Below are 18228 nucleotides of genomic sequence, written 5' to 3'. Positions count from 1 at the left end.
TGCTCCATGCTGCGATATCTGGATCCTGGCAGCAGGCACCTCATTCGGCCGTTTGATTTAATGCCCGATCTAGCGCCTCTTCGACCCGCTTATCGTCAGACTGCGCGACGTTGAATCGCATAAAGGGCGCTGCAGACTGCGATACGCTAAACACGTTGCCAGGTGCCAGCACCACGCTAGCCTCCAGACAGCGCTTGGCCACATCTGCGGAATCAAGGCCGTCAGGTAGCCGGCACCACAGATAGAATCCGCCTCGCGGCATGATCCAGGGCGTGATGCCCAATTTCGCCAGACGTGCGGCGGTACGGTCGCGCGCCTGCGACAATCGCTGGCGAAGGTCGGCCATATGCTTTCGGTAGCTTCCGCCCGCCAGCACATCGGCGATCAATGCGGTTGCCACCGGACTAGGTCCGCCGAAGCTTGTCGCAACCTGCAAATCAATCAACCCCTCGATCCAGTCGCGCCGCGCCGCGATATAACCACAGCGCACGGATGCGGAGAGGGTCTTGGAGAAGCTCCCTATCCGGATAACCCGGTCGAGCCCGTCGAGGACGGCAAGGCGCGGAGACGGCGATGGTTCGAAATCGGCGAAGATGTCATCTTCAACGACCGTGAGGTCATGGGCGCCAGCCGCGCTCAGAAGCCGGTACGCGGTCTGATGCGAGATACTTGCTCCTGTCGGATTGTGGAGCGCGGAGTTCGTAATGTAGAGCCTCGGCTTGTGGGCAATCAGTGCGGCCTCAAATGCCGCTGTGTCGGGGCCAGCAGGCGTATATGGAATGCCAACCAGTTTCACGCGATGTGCCCGCAGCAGTGCCTGGAAATTGAAATAGCCGGGGTCGTCGACCAGCACGGTATCGCCGGGATGAAGCAAAAAGCGGCAAATCAGATCGATGGCCTGCGTGCCGGAACCGGTCAGCAGGAGTTGGTCAGCGCTCGCGTCTATTCCCTCTTCGGCGAAACGTCCGAGAAGCAGGCGGCGCAGCGTCAGCGAACCACGCGTGCTGCCATACTCAGTCAACAGCGCGTCTTCACTGCGTGCCAGCGATCGCAACGCCTTACGGAGCGCGGCGTTCGGCATCCAGTCGGTTGGAAGCCATCCACAGCCTGGCTTGAGTGAGGAAGTATCTGCGTCGAGCGATTGGCGGGAGATCCAGAACGGATCGACGGCCCGGTCGCGGCGCGGACCTATCTCGCTGACCGACATCGGCGGGATAATGCTTCCAGTTACATAGAAGCCCGAGCCTCGGCGCGCGCTGATAACGCCTTCCGCCGCCAGTCGATCATAGGCCTCGACAACGGTGGATGGAGACACCGACATCGTCTCGGCAAATCCTCGCACGGAGGGCAGCCGATCCCCCGGACCGATTGCGCGGCTTGCGATTTTCGCGCGGATTGCATCCATCAGGGCTGAGGTTCTGGTTCCGCTGCGCACCTGTCCGATCGCTTTGCATTTGAAATTGTGTGGCAGTTTTTAGCAATACACTTAATCAATTTTGTATTGCATCGTTCCTGTCTTGGCCAGACCTTTCCGAATAGGCAGATCGCGAAAGCGAGGAATCATGGAACGGACTACAGCCGGATGGGGCAGCGGCCTTCTGGGCGTCATCATCTTCAGCGGATCATTGCCGGCTACGCGACTGGCAGTCGCGGACTTGACGCCGTTGTTCGTGACATCGGGGCGTGCCGTCATCGCGGCGCTGCTCGGTGCGGCCTTTCTCATGGCACTCCGGCAAGCTCGGCCCGCGCGCTCGAACCTGATACCTCTCGCCATCGTCTCGGTCGGTGTGGTGGTCGGCTTTCCGCTTCTGACCGGACTTGCCCTTCAGCACATCACTGCGGCACACTCGGTTGTCTTCGTGGGACTGCTTCCGCTTTCTACCGCCATCTTCGGCGTCTTGCGGGGCGGCGAACGACCCAAAGCCGCCTTCTGGGTGTTCTCGACAATCGGGGCTGCTGTCGTTGCCGGCTTTGCTCTCTGCAATAGCGGAGGCGGTTCCTTGACCGGCGACGTGCTGATGGTAGCAGCCATCGTCCTTTGCGGGCTGGGCTATGCCGAAGGTGCGCTACTTTCACGACGCCTTGGCGGATGGCAGGTCATTAGCTGGGCGCTTCTGCTGTCGCTGCCGATCATGGTTGCCCTCACCATAGCGACTATGCCCGCAAACTTCACCGACGTCGGCTGGCACGCCTGGTCGGGCTTTGCCTATGTCTCGGTTTTTTCGATGATGCTGGGTTTCGTGTTCTGGTATCGCGGCCTTGCCGTCGGCGGCATCGCCGGCGTTGGGCAACTCCAGCTCCTTCAGCCCTTCTTTGGTCTGGTCCTCTCAGCTGTGGTTCTCGGAGAAACCGTCGCCTGGACGATGGTCGCGTCGACCGTGATCGTCATCCTCTGCGTGGCCGGTGCGAAGCGCTTGTCCTGATCCCCAACTGACATTCCCGTTCACGGGCCATCGCTATGATCGAAGAACTTTACAGCATGAGGAGCGTGGATCCCTACGTCATCGCGGAAACCAACGCGATGCAGGCGGCAGAACGTGCGGCGGGGGGCCAACCTAACGTCGGAGAAGGTGGACTTCTCCTTCTACGAGCGCCTCATGGCATGCGCGCAAGGTACGCTCGCGCATGTCATTGCCAATTTCGATCATCATCATCTTCCGCTCTATCGCCAAACGCGGCGACACAGCGCGGCAGCCCCCAAGACAGAGCCTATGCCGCCGGTTCGAAGTCAACGGTGGGCCGTAAAACATATGCTGGTTTGGGCAGTCACCGGTGGCTTGCGGCAACGTTGGGACAATCTTTACCCGAAAAATGCTGGGTGGCATTGCTATCTCAAGTTGCCTCCCTGCACCGATCGCATGATCTGAGGCGAGTTGGCCCCGGCCAATTCTGGCATGTTGCTCTCATCGCCAACCGATCGCTTCTGAGCCCTCCTTACGGCCTCATGCGCTTAGTTATATCTGCGCAACAGTCCTGCGAGCTTTCCTTGAACCTGAACGTCATTTGCGTCGTAAATTTGAGGTTCGTAAGCCGCGTTCGCAGGATCGAGCCGAACCATACCAGCTTCACGTCGAAGGTATTTGAGCGTTGCTTCCTCACCACGAACGAGTGCGACTACAATTTCGCCATCGCGCGCAGCGTTAGTGCGTTTAACAAGCGCGAAGTCTCCATCGAGGATGCCGGCTTCGATCATCGAATCGCCTGAAACTTCAAGCGCGTAATGTTCACCTGATCCAAGCAGGGCGGCCGGAACTGGTAAAGTCGATTGACCCTCAAGCGCTTCGATGGGGACGCCTGCGGCAATGCGGCCATGAAGGGGGATTTCGATGACGTCGTTCGCGGGCTCGGAAACCTTTCCGGGCTTGCGGAGGGCCGCGAGGTCACCGCTGGTGGCCGTGGTATCCTGGCCCTTGTTGTTGCTATCATCGGGCTGTCGCAGGACTTCCAGTGCACGGGCGCGGTTGGGCAGACGGCGAATAAATCCGCGTTCTTCCAGCGCTGAAATGAGCCTGTGAACGCCAGACTTGGATTTCAGGTCAAGCGCTTCTTTCATCTCTTCAAAGCTTGGAGAAATTCCGCTCTCTTCAAGCCGGGCCTGGATGAACCGGAGCAATTCGTGCTGCTTGCGCGTCAACATTGTCGCTGCCTTTTCTTGACCTCAGGGCCAGGAACAGCCCAGGCCGAATTTGTTCTGGTTAGTGAACATTGAGGGAACAATCAAGCAACCAAACGTCAATGTCAGGCGATGCCGCCATTTTGGAGAAGAAAGATGTCTACCTCGTCGCCTGTGCGCGCAGCCGGGGCCATTGCAGGGCGATCTATGAGCACATTGCTGGAGGCTAGCGATGACAGCGCACCACTATCTTGCAGTTTTGCGGCATTGACGGTTTTTCCATCCCACCAGCCGCGAAGGAACTCTCTGCGACGCCCACTTGGCGGAAGGGGCATGGAAAGGCGCGCGGACAGGGGCAGGGGCGATGCGCACAGCGCTCCTTGCATAGCTCTCAGAACGGGCAGCAAAAAATGGTACGCGGTCACATAACTTGAGACCGGATTCCCAGGTAAACCAAGGATGATCTGCTGTCGTCCTGCTTGGCTGCGCGTCGCCACAAGGATTGGTTTTCCAGGTTTTATGGCGACGCGCCAAAAGTCTATCCTGGCACCCCAACGTTCCAATGCCGGGCGAATAAGATCGTGGTCTCCTACCGAAGCCCCGCCGCTCGTTACGATGATATCGGCATCGTTCGCGGTATCGAGCGCAGATATGATCGCGTCGATGTTGTCGGGCACAGGGCCGATCCGCTGGGTGGCAGCGCAGAGCGAGTGGGCCATCGCAAGAAGCATCGGGCCATTGCTTGCGGGAGTGCAGTATGCGGCGCAGTCTGCAAGGTCAGTAGCAAGCTCATCACCGCTATCGATGACGGTCAGGCGCGGGGCGCGGTGCACCGGAACGTGACTGTGTCCTGCGGCGATCGCCAGCGCTATCCGGGCTGGCGTTAGCGGATTTCCTGCGGAGATGATTTCCGTATTCGTCGTGAAATCCATTCCGCGCGGCCTTATGTGCTTGCGCGGGGGCGATGGCGGGTCGCCAGAAAGTGATAACAATCCTGCATCCGCAGTGATGTCTTCTTGCAGGATTACCGCGAATGCGTCTTCGGGCAGGGCTGCACCAGTGGAAATTCTAATCGCTTGGCCTGGCGTAATGTGGCCGTGGTACGGATGCCCCGCGGCGCTTTCTCCGATGAGTTGCCAAGGTCCCTGCAAATCGCCTGCGGAGACTGCGTATCCGTCCATGGCTGAAAGATCAGCTGACGGCTGTGTTCGACGCGCAAGCAGCGGGCGTGCGACATAGCGATTTAGCGCAGCGAGGATTTCAACCTGTTCAGCCGGCAATGGCGTCACCAGCTCCAACAATTGGCGCTGTGCATCTTCAAGTTTAAGTGGCGGCGAGGCGGTCAACAATCAGTACCTTTGGCGATCCAGTGCCCGGATTTCCCGCCGACTTTTTCGATGAGGCTGATGTCTTGGATTGTCATTCCGTTGTCCAAGGCTTTGGCCATATCGTAGATTGTGACAAGTGCGATGGAAGTCGCTGTTATTGCCTCCATTTCCACACCGGTCTTACCCGTCAGATGCGCCTTTGCAATCACCCGGATTGCGCCGTCTTCGAACGAGAAGTCGATGTTTACGGCATCGATAGGCAGAGGGTGGCACAAAGGGATCAGATCGGCCGTGCGCTTCGCTGCCATGATTCCAGCTATGCGTGCTGTCCCCAGCACGTCGCCTTTCGGAGCATCCCCGTCACGTATAGCCGTGAGCGCTTTGCTGCTCATCGTGATGCGCCCGGAAGCAACTGCCATTCGGTAAGTGTCAGGCTTCTGCCCAACATCGACCATGCGTGCATTTCCGTCGGAATCGATGTGAGTAAGAGCTTTAGTCATAGCGGGGATCCGTGCGTCAGAATCCTGTGAGCAGCTTGCGAGCGGCCGTCTCGATATCGGCTTCGCGCATCAGGCTTTCTCCCACGAGGAAAGTGCGCGCGCCGCACGATGCCAGGCGGGTCAGATCATCATGAGTGTTGATGCCGCTTTCGCTCACCAGGAGCGTACCGTCCGGAGCATGGGGTGCGAGACGCTCTGTCGTGGCAATATCCGTAGAAAAACGACGAAGATCACGATTATTCACACCAATAATCCTGCTTTTTAAGCGGCTTGCGCGCTCCATTTCAGCTTCATTATGAACTTCCACCAGGCAGTCGATTTGACGTTCATGAGCAGCGGATTCGATCTCTGCCATCAAAACATCGTCGAGAGCGGCGACGATAATGAGAATGGCATCTGCACCGATGGCGCGCGCTTCAGCGACCTGCCAGGGATCGATCATGAAATCCTTGCGGATGACCGGCAGATTGCAGGCCGATCGCGCCTGGATCAGATAGTCCTCATGCCCTTGGAAATATTTTGCATCAGTGAGCACAGACAGGCACGCGGCACCGCCCTTTTCGTAGGCGATAGCATGCAAATCCGGTGTAAAATGGCTCCGGATCAATCCTTTGGAGGGAGATGCTTTCTTGATTTCTGCGATCAGGGCATAATCGGAAGCTGCCTTGGCGCGCAGAGCCGCTTCAAAGCCACGGGGCGGAGTTTGCTCAGTCGCGCGTGAATCCAGATCAGCGAGCGTGGCCGACGCCTTGCGGGCCGCCACTTCATCACGCTTGGTGTTGCAGATTTCGATGAGCTTGTCTGACATCAATTCCTCGTCAAGCGCGTGTGGCTGCGATCCAGCAATCGAGCAGAGCTTTGGCGAGGCCCTTATCGATAGTTTCCGCTGCCTCCTGAACGCCTTCGCTCCAGCTTTCAACCTCGCCCGCTACGAGTAGAGCGCCGGCGGCGTTCAGCAAGACCGCGTCACGATAGGCGCCTGGGGCGCCCATTAGAAGATCATGGAGCGCGCGGGCGTTGTAAGCAGGATCTCCGCCGCGGATTGCATCGACGGGAGCGAGTGGCAAGCCTGCATCTTGAGGGCTAACCCGACGCATGAAGAGTTCGCCGCCGCGAACTACCGCTACTTCGTTGCCCCCGGCGAGGCTCAGTTCGTCGAGCCCTTCGTCACCTGAAATCACCATCGAGTGGCTGGTCCCAAGGCGTTGCAGAGCCTCTGCATAGATGGGCACATAGGCCGGGCGGGCAATACCCACCAACTGGCGTGAAACCTGTGCGGGGTTGGCCAGCGGCCCCATCAGGTTGAAGATGGTGCGGCGGGCAAGGGACTTGCGCAGCGGCATCAGTCTGCCCATCGAGGGATGGTGGCGGCCCGCGAACAAAAAGCCGATGCCGATCTCCGCGAGAGTGGATTCCGCCGTTTCGACGGCACGGTCGAGGTTCAGGCCCAGAGCTTCAAGAGTATCGGCGGCGCCAGCCTTGGAACTTGCCGCGCGATTGCCGTGCTTGGCCACTGGAACGCCTGCTGCGGCCACAACCAGCGAAACCGCAGTCGAGACATTCAGCGTATGGTGGCCGTCACCGCCGGTGCCGCACACGTCGATGGCGTTTTCCGGTGCCTTTACGGGGATCATGCGCTCGCGCATGGCGCGGGCCGCACCGGCAATTTCACTGGCGGTTTCGCCGCGCTCCGAAAGGGCTACAAGGAAATCTGCGACTTCGCTGTCGGGGATTTCACCGTCCAGAATGGCCGCGAAAGCGGCCAGCGCCTCTTCTTCAGGGATCGGATGCTGAGGATCGGGCAGGATCATGCCTTCAGGCGCTCCGGGATTTTCGCCTCTATTCCGCAGGCTTTCAAGAAGTTGGCCAGCATGGCGTGACCATGTTCGGTCGCGATGCTTTCGGGATGGAACTGCACGCCATGGATAGGCAGCTTTGCATGACGAAAGCCCATGACATGCCCGTCGTCCGAACGTGCATTCACGACCAGTGCTTGCGGAATGTCTTCCACGATCAGGGAGTGATAGCGCGTCGCAACGAACGGAGAGGGCAGGCCGGCGAACACTCCGGTGCCGTCGTGCGTTACGGGCGAAGTCTTGCCGTGCATCAGCCCGCCGCGGACAACTTTGCCGCCAAAATACTGCCCGATTGACTGGTGGCCAAGGCATACGCCTAGCAACGGCATGCCTGCGTTGGCAGCAGCGCCGACCAGATCAACACTGATGCCGGCTTCGTTGGGGGTGCAGGGCCCGGGCGAGATGAGGAAGCCGCTGGCTCCGCTCTTGATAGCCTGCTCGGCGCTGAGTGCGTCGTTGCGCACGACTTCCACCTGGGCGCCCAACTCCATCACGTAATGGACGAGATTCCAGGTGAAACTGTCGTAATTGTCGATGACGAGGATCATTTCGACGCCTTTGCGCTTTTCTCGACGACGATCAAGGGGCCGAGGGGAGGGCCGCCATCGACGCGGCCGTGCTCAGGGTCCCAGAGCGAAGATACGCTGCCGTCAAGAAAAAGCGCATTGTCGCATTTCAAACCGTCCCGGAAATAGCGTGCGAGTTTGCCGAAAGATACCGGTTCATCGGAAATCACGAAGTGGGCGATCCCTCTTGCGTCAACGCCGACGCCGTTACGCAGCTTCAACGATTTTCCGTCTTCGTTGATACCGGGGTGCAATTTGCCTGAGATTACCAGCATGGGGCCGGATTGAGTGCCGAAGTCCGGCCGATCTGTTACAGATCGCTCGAACGCTTCCGTGGCGCTGACATGCCATTTTCCAGCTGCATCGCCGTAAAAGACACCGTTGGGCCTGAGGTGGAAATTTCCCCAGCCTTCGTTTGTGTTGAGGCTGTGATGCTTCTCGCCTTCCTCGACGTAGTAGCCGATCGGCCTGCCATCGGCGTCGAACATGCCGCCATTCATCGCGAAAGCGACTTCGTGACTTTTGGAGGGCCTATCCACGGCGAGTTGGGATAGGCTGCGGTAAGGCGCGCCACCCTTGGGGCCGAGGATGGTGTGAATGGTGTGCCGCCCGGGAGTGGCAACGCAGTGCGTGAAACTGGCACCGTCGAAGGTGGCGCTTTCGCATGGCGAAGGTGGAGCGGGCGTCGGCTTGGCGGAAGGTTCTGCGGATGAGCAGGCGGAGAGGATCACCGCAGCGGCGGCCATGCCTGCTCCAGCGACTGTCCTCATTGCCCGAACCCGGGTTCCCCGGCCACGCGGATTGCTTCGCGTGCAGCGGCGAACAGGGCGCCGCTTTTTGCTTCGCATTCGCGCTGTTCGTAGGCAGGGTCGCTGTCTGCGACGATGCCCGCGCCAGCCTGCACGTGAAGGATTCCGTCCTTGAGGAGTCCGGTGCGCAGAACGATACAACTGTCCACGGAGCCATCCGGCGCGAAGTAGCCAACGCCGCCAGCGTAAGGTCCGCGCGTTTCAGGCTCAAGCTCGGCGATGACCTCGCAGGCGCGGACTTTGGGCGCGCCTGAAACCGTGCCTGCAGGGAAGCCTGCAAACACCGCATCGATGGCATCGTGTCTGGCGGTGTCGAGGCGACCGACCACGTTCGATACGATATGCATCACGTGGCTGTAGCGTTCGATCGTGTAGCTGTCCGTGACCTCCACAGTCCCGGCGGCGGCGACGCGGCCGACATCGTTACGGCCAAGATCGAGAAGCATCAGATGCTCTGCGCGTTCCTTGGGGTCAGCAAGCAGGCTGGCCTCGTTAAGCTTGTCCTCGGCCGGGGTTGCTCCGCGCGGGCGGGTACCTGCGATCGGGCGGATGGTGACTTCGTCGTCACGAACGCGCACGAGGATTTCCGGGCTTGAGCCGACCAGCGCAAAGCCGGGAAGATCGAGGAAATAGAGGAACGGTGACGGGTTCACGCGGCGCAGGGAGCGGTAAAGCGCAAGGGGCGGCAGCGCGAACTCGCAGGTGAAGCGCTGTGCCAGCACGACCTGGAAGATATCGCCAGCCTCGATGTAGTCCTTCGCACGCAGGGCCATCGCCTTGTAATCTTCGGGCGCGACGACGGGTGTACGCACGGGTTCTGCGAGGTCGATGGCGGCGGCTGTAGCCGGAGCAGGGGCCGCAAGTCGACGAAGGGCTTCGTCGATACGCTCTGCGGCGTGGTCTACGGCCTGGGCCGCGTCTCCGGCACCTGACCAGACTGGTGCAACGCAAAACAGCTCATCAGACAACCGATCGAAGATCAGGATAAGCGAGGGCCGCACGAACAGCATGTCGGGCAATTCAAGCGGACTTTGCTGCGCGCGCGGCAGTTTTTCCACCAGACCGATCGTTTCGTAGCCAAAGTAGCCGACGAGACAGGCAAGCGCCTTTGGCAGTGCCGCCGGAACTTCGCAGCGGCAGGTTTCGACAAGGGCGCGCAGTTCGGCGAGAGTGTCTCCGTCGAGCGTGGAGAATGCCGCCCTGTCAGCCTGCCAGTCGCGGTTGATCTCGCAGGAATGACCTTTTGCGCGGAACACGAGGTCTGGATCGAGCCCTAGCAGGCTGTACCGGCCGCGTGTCTCTCCGCCCTCCACCGATTCGAGGAGGAAATCGCCGCGACCGTCCTTGATCAGCTTCGAGGCGGCGCCAACCGGTGTCTCGGTATCGGCTACCAGCTTGCGCCAGACAAGTGCGGACTTGCCCTGCGCCAATTGCTCAAGCGTGGCTGTGCGATCGTACTCGCGCTCCATTGCGGCCCCCTTGCCTCCGGCTCAGTTCGCTGCGGCGTTGCCGGCGAGCTGATCGCGCACGGCGGTGATCGCGGCATCGTGGCGTGTCACGCCAACGTCCTTGCGCATCGCTGAACCAAGTGCAGACGCGTAGCTCTGGCCAAGCTGCTGACCAAGCTCGGTCTGAGCGCGACGGATCATCTCGGGCGAGTCGATTTTCGCAGGCACGATGTCCTTGAGCTGGACGACGAACCAACCGCGTTCACCTGCTGCCGATTGCACTTTCACAGTGCCCTTCGCCATGTGGAACATGAGCGAGACCGGCGGCGGCACCTGGCGGCCGGACTGCAACGCAGCGGCAAGCGTCGGGCGCGACATGGAAACCTGCTGGGGGGCAGGGAGCTGCTTGCCTGATGCAGCCATGACCTGCTCGATCGACTGGCCCTTGCGGATTGCGGCCTGCATCTTGAGCGCTGCGGCTTTGGCGGCCTTCGAACCGGCATCGACGGCCCAGGCGACCTTCACGTCGTCCTTGATCTGCGCCAACGGGGCAGGGGCCGAGGCTTCGATGTCGGTTACGTCATAGATCGCGAAGGACTTGCCCTTTTCGATCTCGGCGACCTGAGGTTGCTCCTGATCCATTTCGAAAGCGGTCTTCAGCAGCGGCCGCAGTTCGGCGGATATCGTCTCGCCGGGCTTCATGTAGACTTGGCCATCCGCAGTGAGCGACTGGGTCTGCTTGACTTCGGCGCCAAGCGCCTTTGCGACTTCCGCGAGGTTCGAACCGCCTGAAAGCTGCTCGTCGATCTTGGAAAAAGCGTCGCCGTAGGATTTGCGTGCCTTCTCTTCAGCGATCTGCGTGGTGAGTTCGGCTTTTACTTCGCCAAGCGTCTTGGCCGGGGTCTTCACCTCTTCGTCGACGCGGATTACGTGCCAGCCCAGCACGCTCTTCTGCGGTGCGGCCAGCTTGCCAACGGGGGCGGAGAAGACCGCCTGAGCGACGCTGGCGGAGAACTGGCGCGAAAGGTCCGCGCGGCTGAAGGATTCTAGCTTGGCTGCGGAAAGCCCCTTTGCTGTCGCGGCGGCTTCAAGGGACTTACCCTTTTCTACTTCCGCGACGATAGCCTTGGCTGCTGCTTCGGTAGGAACGATCAATTGCGTGATGCGGCGATCGTCCTTTGCGGCGTAAGTTGCCTTGTTTGCATCGAAGCGCGCAGTGATCTCTGCATCGGTCGGAGCCGCCGGAGCGGGGAGCTTATCGGTGCTGACGATAGCGTAGCGGATCGTGCGACGCTCGGGGCGGACGAACTGGGCCGTGTGGGTCTTGTAAAACGCGGTCAGTTCCGCATCAGTCGGCTGCTTTGCCGGGGCGAACAGCAGCGATGGCAGGGCGATCACGGTGCCGTTACGCGTTTCGCTAAGGAGCGAAGCGTAGCGCTTGGCAGCATATTCGGACATGACCGAACCGATTTGTGCGGGAACGACAAGTTCCTGAGCGACCATGTTCTTGCGGATGTCGTCGCGCAGGGCCTGCTCTGACAGTTGCTGCTGGGCGAGGGCCTGGCGGAACACATTCTGGTCGAATTTTCCATCGACGCCCTGGAATGCGGGAATCTGGGTCAGTTCGCTGTCGACCAGGCGGTCGCTGAGCACAACGCCGTGCTTTTCTCCGTATACGGTGAAGGCAAGGCCGTCGATCAGGCTGTCGAGCACCTGCTGAAGACCACCTTCGGCAATCAGCTGCTTCATCGTCGCGGTGGGGCTCTGCTGTTTGACTCGCTCAAGGCCGCGCTTGGCGCCCTGTGCGAGTTCGTCGGTAGTCACCTTCTCGCCGCCGACGGTCGCGACGGCGGTTCCCGGTGCCGCGCCGCCGGAGCCGCGCAGGCCTGCGATATCGCCGCTGGCGAACGCCAGGGCGATGAGACCAAGAACGACCAGACCGACGATCGCGCCGATCTTGGACTTCAGGAAGGAGCGGAAGAAATGGAGCATGAGCCTTGCCGATCAGCAGAATATTGACGCGAAACCCCAAGGCTCCGCTTGTAAACGCGCTGGCTTTAGGGGGGCTTCGCGCATCCTGCAATGCCGCTTGCGCACCCTTGGGGTAAAAGCTGTGAGGTGGCATTGTTACGACAGCGATGCGCAATTCGGCTGCTTAACCGGCGATGAATTTTGACAAGCAGAGCCGTCCTGCCCTAGCTGCCCAGCAATAGCGACGACCTGATTCCCGGTTCCGCTCAGCGCGATTGCCGGAAATCTTCGAGGGGACCCGCGGGGGAGTTCTCCAAGGCTCGCCGAGATCGATCAAGGGATTGAAATGGCTGGATTGCCTTATATCGTCGGGAATTGGAAAATGAACGGCACGCGCGCCATGCTTAACGAGGCACGCGCCATTGATCGTGCAGCGCAACGTTTCCCCAAGGTGCAGGTAGCTCTTGCCCCTCCCACGACCTTGATCCACCGCATGCGCGAGGCTGTCGAGCTTATCGGCGTCGGCGGTCAGGATAGCCACTCGCTGGAGAACGGCGCCTATACCGGCGATGTAAGTGCGGTGATGCTGAAAGACGCCGGATCGGATTTCACGATCATCGGCCATTCGGAGCGTCGTGAGTATCATGCGGAAAACGACGCCCACGTGAAGGCAAAGGCTCAAGCTGCGCTTTCGGCCGGGCTGGCGGTGATCCTGTGCGTCGGTGAGACCGAGGCGCAGCGCGATGCGGGTGACGCTGAAGGCGTGGTTACCGCGCAACTCGAAGGTTCCTGCCCGATCGGCGATGGGGCGCCGGAAAAGCTCTCGGTTGCTTATGAGCCTGTATGGGCAATCGGAACCGGTCGCGTGCCTTCCGTTGATGACGTGGCGGCCATGCACAAGGCGATTCGCGCCAAGCTCATCTCCATTTACGGTGAAGCAGGTGCCGAAGTGCGCATCCTTTACGGCGGTTCGGTAAAGGCGGAAAATGCCGCTGAACTGCTCGCCGTCCCCGATGTGGGGGGCGCGCTGGTGGGTGGTGCAAGCCTTACTGCGGAGAGCTTTCTTGCGATCGTCGGCGCGGCGGCATCGCTTGCTGATTGACTTGGATGATGCGTCGTTTCCCTGATCGGCGCAGGTAATAAAGTTGCCGGGTTGCGCGCTTGCCCGCTAGCGCCTATCTGCCCGGCGAAGAAAGCGGGGTATGTCCCCGTCACAAGGCTGAGACGAAGATGTTCCTTTTCCTGACGGTCGTACAGGCTCTGGTTGCTGCCATGCTGGTCGGCGTGATCCTGGTGCAGAAATCTGAAGGCGGCGGCCTCGGGGTTGGCGGCAGTCCTTCAGGTCTGATGTCGGCACGTGGCGCAGCGAACTTCCTCACCCGTGCCACCGGCGTGCTGGCGACCGTCTTCGTAATCCTGAGCATCGCCCTTGCGGCCCTTGCCGTCAACGAGACGACAGGCCGTGACATCGATACCTCGCTGCAGCGCAATACTGCGCCTGCCGCCCCTGCGCAGCCCGCCGACCCCCTCGGTGGCGCCGCAAACCCTGCCGCCCCGGCTTCTTCCCAGCAGGGCGCTCCCGCAGGCGAATCGGTCCCGGCCGATCCTCTTGGCGGTGCGGCAAAGCAGTAACCCTTTCGAGCGCCTCCTGGGCGCTTTACCGCAACCGGAATGCCGTCTGGCGCTGTCAGGCGGCATTTCCATGTGTTTGATCTGTGGAATGAGGCTCCGGGCGCTTGCCTGAGGGCCCCCATGCAATTTAAGGCCCGACTCCCATGGCGCGGCACATTTTTATCACCGGCGGCGTGGTCTCCTCGCTGGGCAAGGGTCTCATGGCGGCAAGCCTCGCGGCTTTGCTCCAAGCGCGTGGCTACAAGGTCCGCATTCGCAAGTTCGACCCTTATCTGAACGTCGATCCGGGCACGATGAGCCCGTATCAGCATGGCGAGGTTTTCGTGACCGACGATGGCGCGGAAACGGACCTGGATCTCGGCCACTACGAACGCTTCACGGGTGTCTCCGGCCGAAAGGCCGATAACATTACGTCCGGGCGAATCTATCAGGACATCATCGCCAAGGAGCGCCGTGGCGACTACCTCGGCGCGACCGTGCAGGTAATTCCGCACGTGACCGACGCGATCAAGGATTTCGCTCTTACCGAGACGGAAGACCTGGACTTCGTGCTTTGCGAAATCGGCGGCACCGTAGGCGATATCGAAGGTCTTCCTTTCGTCGAAGCCATGCGCCAGCTGCGCAACGAACTTGGCCGCGAGCAGACCTGCTTCGTTCACGTCACGCTCGTTCCGTATATCGCGGCTGCCGGCGAATTGAAGACGAAGCCGACACAGCATTCCGTGCGCGAATTGACCGGGCTTGGCATTCAGCCGGATATCCTGCTGTGCCGTGCCGATCGCGAACTGCCGGAAAGCGAACGCCGCAAGATCGCGCTGTTCTGCAACGTGCGGCCGCAAGCGGTGATCCAGGCACTCGACGCGCCGAATATTTACGCCGTGCCGCTGCAGTATCACCACGAAGGTCTGGATGCCGAAGTGCTTCACCACTTCGGTATGCTTGAATCTGCCAACCCGCCGGAACTGTCGCGCTGGGATGACATCACCGACCGCTATCAGAACCCTGAAGGTGAAGTGACTATCGGCGTTGTGGGCAAGTATGTCGGCCTGCAGGACGCTTATAAGTCACTGAACGAGGCCCTTGTTCACGGCGGTATGGCCAATCGCGTGAAGGTGAATGTGCGCTGGATCGATGCCGAAGTCTTCGAAAAGGAAGACTCCGAGATCGCGGCAGCCCTGGAGCCTATGCACGGGATCTTGGTGCCCGGCGGCTTCGGCGAGCGGGGCACGGAGGGCAAGATCGCGTCGGTCCGTTTCGCCCGTGAACGCCAGGTTCCTTTCTTCGGAATCTGCCTCGGTATGCAGATGGCATGTATCGAAGGCGCGCGTTCGGCAGGCATCGAGAAGGCCAGTTCCACTGAATTCGGTCCGACCGAAGAGCCGGTGGTCGGGATCATCACTGAATGGATGACCGAGGATGGCCTTCAGACCCGTGCTGAAGGTGGCGACCTTGGGGGCACGATGCGTCTTGGCGCATACACGGCTGCTCTTTCGCCCAACAGCCAGGTTGCAGCGATTTACGGCTCAACGGAGATCAGCGAGCGCCATCGGCATCGCTACGAGGTCAACGGGAAGTATCGTGAGGCACTGGAAGGCAATGGACTGATCTTCGCCGGAATGTCGCCCGATGGGCTGCTTCCCGAGATTGTCGAACGCCCGGATCACCCGTGGTTCGTTGGAGTGCAGTTCCACCCTGAACTCAAATCGCGTCCGTTCGAACCGCACCCGTTGTTTGCCGGTTTTATCGCTGCCGCGCTGCGGCAGGCGCGCCTTGTCTGATGCAGTGATCGACCTCTTTGACCTGCAGGGGGAAGAGAGGTCGATTTTCAATTCAGGTTTTCTCATCGTCGAGACCTCCGTAACGGAGCAAGTTCGACTGGCGTGAGGGCGCTACTAGAAGGCATCCGTATTGCTTAGCGAAAAGCTGATGCGGAGCTGCGGATGTCCACGATTGTTCTCGAATTTAATGAGCTGTCGCCGACCTTGCTCGACCGTTTCATTGCCGGGGGGCATCTCCCGAATTTTCAGCGCTTGCATGACGCTGCCTTGGTTGCGGTTACTGATGCTGAAGAAGAAGCACCCAATCTTGAACCGTGGATACAGTGGATAACGGTCCATACCGGTTTGTCCTACGCCGAGCATGGCTGCTTCAAACTGAACGATGGCGGCGCGCTGGTCGCGCCGCGCATATGGGATCTGGTGAGCCGTCAAGGTAAGACCAACTGGATTTGCGGCAGTATGAATGCTGCAGCGCAGTCAGGTTTCCGCGGGCACTTTCTGCCTGATGCATGGGCTACAACGCCCATGGCATTGCCCCACGGGCATTTCGACGACTACATCCGCCTCGTAAGAAGCTACGTTCAGGAACATAGCGCAAAACCGGAAGTATCCGGAGCAGACTTTGTCCGTTTCGGGCGTTTCATGCTGGCTCATGGACTTTCTGCCCGGTCCGTATGGGCAACGATGCGGCAACTGGGGCAGGAACTGGCTGGCAATGTCAAATGGCGGCGGGCGATGATACTCGATCGCTTGCAGTGGGATCTCTTCCGCTCAATCTATCGGGCCGAACGACCACATTTTTCGACATTCTTTCTGAATAGCACTGCCCACTTTCAGCATTTCCATTGGCGAGAGTTCGAGCCGGAACTGTTCAAGGTACAGTCCTCGGCCGAGGAGCAGGCCGCCTATGGCGCATGTATTCTTGACGGCTATCGCAACATGGACCGGATTGTCGGCCAGGCTCTGGAATTGACGGGCGAAGGGGACAACCTCGTCCTGCTTTCGGCGCTCAGCCAGCAGCCAATGCTGTCGCATGAGGATGATGGTGGACGCCAGATTTTCCGACACCGGGATATCGCGCGTCTACTGGCTTTTGCCGGCGTGAAGGAAGGTTGGACTTATGCGCCTGTCATGTCGCAGCAATTCTTGTTGCACTTCGAGACGGAGGCAGATGCTGCCGCTGCTGCCCTTCGCATGGAATCCTTGCGTTTGACTGACGGCCGGCAGGTGATGTGGGCAAGGCAGCAAGGGACCACCCTTGACGCAGGCTGCATGATCGAACGGCTTGCGACTTCGGAAGTGCTGGTCACTTCACCGGAGACAAATCAGCCTTTGCCCTTTGCAGAACTGTTCTACCCTCTGGCCGCGTTGCGTAGTGGCAAGCATCATCCGGATGGTATCTTCTGGATTAAAGGTCCTGGAATTCGGGCACAGCGTATGGACGAAAGGGTTTCGCTCAGGTGTGTGGCGCCGACCTTGGCCGAGCTTGCCGAAGTGCAGGGGCGTTTTTCGTTTCCATCGATAATTGAGCACGATCGAATTGGGGTCGCGGCCTGAATTGTCCGGTGCCTAGGGATAAAGGCAGGGGCGTTACCGGACGATGGATCTTATCGATTCGATAGGCGGATCTTAGCTGATTGCGCTGATGTATGCCGATACTGAGACTACCGAAAGTACCGTCGATATAAGGATGACCCGCGCGGTGACCCCGGCCTCGCGGCGATAAAATTCCGCCAGCATGAAGGGGCCGGTCCCGGTAGGCAGCATCGCCAGAAGCACTGCTGCGTGACGGGTGGGGGCATCCAGCGGAAACACCGTGATGGCAAGCAACCAGGTGAGCAAGGGGTGAACTGCCAGCTTGAGGGCGACTAGCACCGAAGTCAAAATGCCGGCGTCTTTGGCAGCGGGGCGACGCTCTCCAAGAAAAAGGCCCAGACCCACCAGAGCGGCGGGTGAAGCTGCTCCCCCTAGCAGCTTGAGAAAAACCTCTACGGGTTGAGGCACTGCGGCACCGGTGGAAGGGAAAACACAAGCAATTACAGGCGCTACTATGAGCGGGTTTGTCGCAAGGGATTTGCCCACTTTCATCGCGACGCGGGCGGGGTGGCTGCCGGCGTGTAGTCGCACTTCGATCATCACGATGGCGCCTGCGAACAGAACACATGCGACGATGATCGTAGATATCAGTGTGAGCGTGTTGCTCCATGCGCCGAGCGCGCCAAGCAGCAGGGGAAAGCCAAGGAAGCCGGTATTCGGGTAGCTGGCTGCCAACCCGAGAACCGGGCCGTCCGGCTGGAAGCCAAAGCGGCCGCCATGGACTGCGACAGTGAGGATGAAGACCGCCATAGTGCTCAAAGTGAACACTGCGACGAAGTTGGGCTGCCATAATTCGTGCCAGCTCGACCGCGCTACAATATCGAACAACAGGGCAGGTAAGGCGAGATAGACGACGAACCGGTTGAGTTCGCTGGTAGCATGTGGGCCCATGACGCCGATGCGGCGCACGAGCCAGCCGGCGAAAATCAGGGAAAAGATGGGCAGGACGATCCCGAGAATCGACGTCACGAACAAAATATCCACAGCATGGGCGTGGCGCTAACGTCAGAAGTGCGGCTGTGCGAGGGTAAACAGCCTTGAAGCTGCATGCGTTGTATACAACTGGGAATGCAAAAGGGGCGGTCCGATAACCGAACCGCCCCTCTGGGCCATTCTACGGGCATCGCGCAA

17 protein-coding genes are annotated in these 18228 nt (G+C 60.0%); 6 read left to right on the top strand and 11 right to left on the bottom strand.

Translation table 11 applies throughout. The features are described 5' to 3' along the window. Positions 1–40: 40 nt before the first annotated feature. Positions 41–1405, bottom strand: a complete 1365-nt coding sequence (locus A8V01_RS03865) for an aminotransferase-like domain-containing protein (protein ID WP_103094642.1) — start codon at positions 1403–1405, stop codon at positions 41–43. A 157-nt stretch (positions 1406–1562) separates the two neighbouring features. Between A8V01_RS03865 and A8V01_RS03860 the strand changes: the two genes are divergently transcribed. Then, the gene (locus A8V01_RS03860; protein ID WP_103094641.1) at positions 1563–2423 is read left to right on the top strand and encodes a DMT family transporter; all 861 of its coding nucleotides are present in this window, start codon (positions 1563–1565) and stop codon (positions 2421–2423) included. A 527-nt stretch (positions 2424–2950) separates the two neighbouring features. Here A8V01_RS03860 and lexA read toward each other — a convergent pair. The 9 genes from lexA to A8V01_RS03815 form a co-directional block, all read right to left on the bottom strand. Next, a complete protein-coding gene (gene lexA / locus A8V01_RS03855; RefSeq protein ID WP_103094640.1) occupies positions 2951–3637 on the bottom strand; it encodes a transcriptional repressor LexA in 687 nt (228 codons plus the stop codon). A 101-nt stretch (positions 3638–3738) separates the two neighbouring features. Then, on the bottom strand, positions 3739–4959 hold the full coding sequence (locus tag A8V01_RS03850) for a molybdopterin molybdotransferase MoeA (protein ID WP_103094639.1): 1221 nt from the start codon (positions 4957–4959) through the stop codon (positions 3739–3741). Beyond that, on the bottom strand, positions 4956–5441 hold the full coding sequence (gene moaC / locus A8V01_RS03845) for a cyclic pyranopterin monophosphate synthase MoaC (RefSeq protein ID WP_103094638.1): 486 nt from the start codon (positions 5439–5441) through the stop codon (positions 4956–4958). The genes A8V01_RS03850 and moaC overlap by 4 nt, the downstream gene beginning before the upstream one ends. Before the next feature lie 16 nt (positions 5442–5457). Then, the gene (trpC, locus tag A8V01_RS03840; RefSeq protein WP_103094637.1) at positions 5458–6249 is read right to left on the bottom strand and encodes an indole-3-glycerol phosphate synthase TrpC; all 792 of its coding nucleotides are present in this window, start codon (positions 6247–6249) and stop codon (positions 5458–5460) included. Positions 6250–6259: 10 nt separating this feature from the next. Continuing rightward, complete coding sequence (gene trpD / locus A8V01_RS03835) at positions 6260–7252, bottom strand: anthranilate phosphoribosyltransferase (protein WP_103094636.1); 993 nt, start codon at positions 7250–7252, stop codon at positions 6260–6262. Continuing rightward, complete coding sequence (locus A8V01_RS03830; RefSeq protein WP_103094635.1) at positions 7249–7845, bottom strand: anthranilate synthase component II; 597 nt, start codon at positions 7843–7845, stop codon at positions 7249–7251. Before A8V01_RS03830 ends, trpD begins: the two co-directional genes overlap by 4 nt. Next, positions 7842–8609: a phosphodiester glycosidase family protein gene (locus tag A8V01_RS03825; protein WP_245892313.1), complete on the bottom strand. Its 768-nt coding sequence runs from the start codon at positions 8607–8609 to the stop codon at positions 7842–7844. Before A8V01_RS03825 ends, A8V01_RS03830 begins: the two co-directional genes overlap by 4 nt. Before the next feature lie 20 nt (positions 8610–8629). Continuing rightward, positions 8630–10141: an anthranilate synthase component I gene (trpE, locus tag A8V01_RS03820; RefSeq protein WP_103094633.1), complete on the bottom strand. Its 1512-nt coding sequence runs from the start codon at positions 10139–10141 to the stop codon at positions 8630–8632. Positions 10142–10162: 21 nt separating this feature from the next. Continuing rightward, positions 10163–12112, bottom strand: a complete 1950-nt coding sequence (locus A8V01_RS03815) for a peptidylprolyl isomerase (RefSeq protein WP_103094632.1) — start codon at positions 12110–12112, stop codon at positions 10163–10165. On the opposite strand from A8V01_RS03815, the gene A8V01_RS28045 reads away from it, so the two are divergent. From A8V01_RS28045 to A8V01_RS28040, 5 genes are all read left to right on the top strand, one after another. Next, positions 12111–12296, top strand: coding sequence for a hypothetical protein (locus A8V01_RS28045; RefSeq protein ID WP_146037172.1), 186 nt, complete (start codon positions 12111–12113; stop codon positions 12294–12296). The two genes, A8V01_RS03815 and A8V01_RS28045, sit on opposite strands and share 2 nt — an antisense overlap. Before the next feature lie 141 nt (positions 12297–12437). Further along, a complete protein-coding gene (tpiA, locus tag A8V01_RS03810) occupies positions 12438–13193 on the top strand; it encodes a triose-phosphate isomerase (protein ID WP_103094631.1) in 756 nt (251 codons plus the stop codon). A gap of 128 nt (positions 13194–13321) precedes the next feature. Next, on the top strand, positions 13322–13723 hold the full coding sequence (gene secG, locus A8V01_RS03805) for a preprotein translocase subunit SecG (RefSeq protein WP_103094630.1): 402 nt from the start codon (positions 13322–13324) through the stop codon (positions 13721–13723). A 143-nt stretch (positions 13724–13866) separates the two neighbouring features. Further along, positions 13867–15501, top strand: a complete 1635-nt coding sequence (locus A8V01_RS03800) for a CTP synthase (protein WP_103094629.1) — start codon at positions 13867–13869, stop codon at positions 15499–15501. A gap of 162 nt (positions 15502–15663) precedes the next feature. Next, positions 15664–17058 carry an alkaline phosphatase family protein gene (locus A8V01_RS28040; RefSeq protein ID WP_146037171.1) on the top strand — a complete coding sequence of 465 codons (1395 nt, stop codon included), beginning with the start codon at positions 15664–15666 and terminating at the stop codon, positions 17056–17058. A 72-nt stretch (positions 17059–17130) separates the two neighbouring features. On the opposite strand, the gene A8V01_RS03785 is transcribed toward A8V01_RS28040, so the two are convergent. Next, positions 17131–18081, bottom strand: a complete 951-nt coding sequence (locus A8V01_RS03785; RefSeq protein ID WP_245892312.1) for an AEC family transporter — start codon at positions 18079–18081, stop codon at positions 17131–17133. Positions 18082–18228: the final 147 nt, after the last annotated feature.

The organism is Novosphingobium guangzhouense, from assembly GCF_002896965.1.
Lineage (GTDB): Bacteria > Pseudomonadota > Alphaproteobacteria > Sphingomonadales > Sphingomonadaceae > Novosphingobium > Novosphingobium guangzhouense.
The sequence above is the reverse complement of the archived record's forward strand: the minus strand, read 5'-3'. Positions and strand labels throughout refer to the sequence as shown.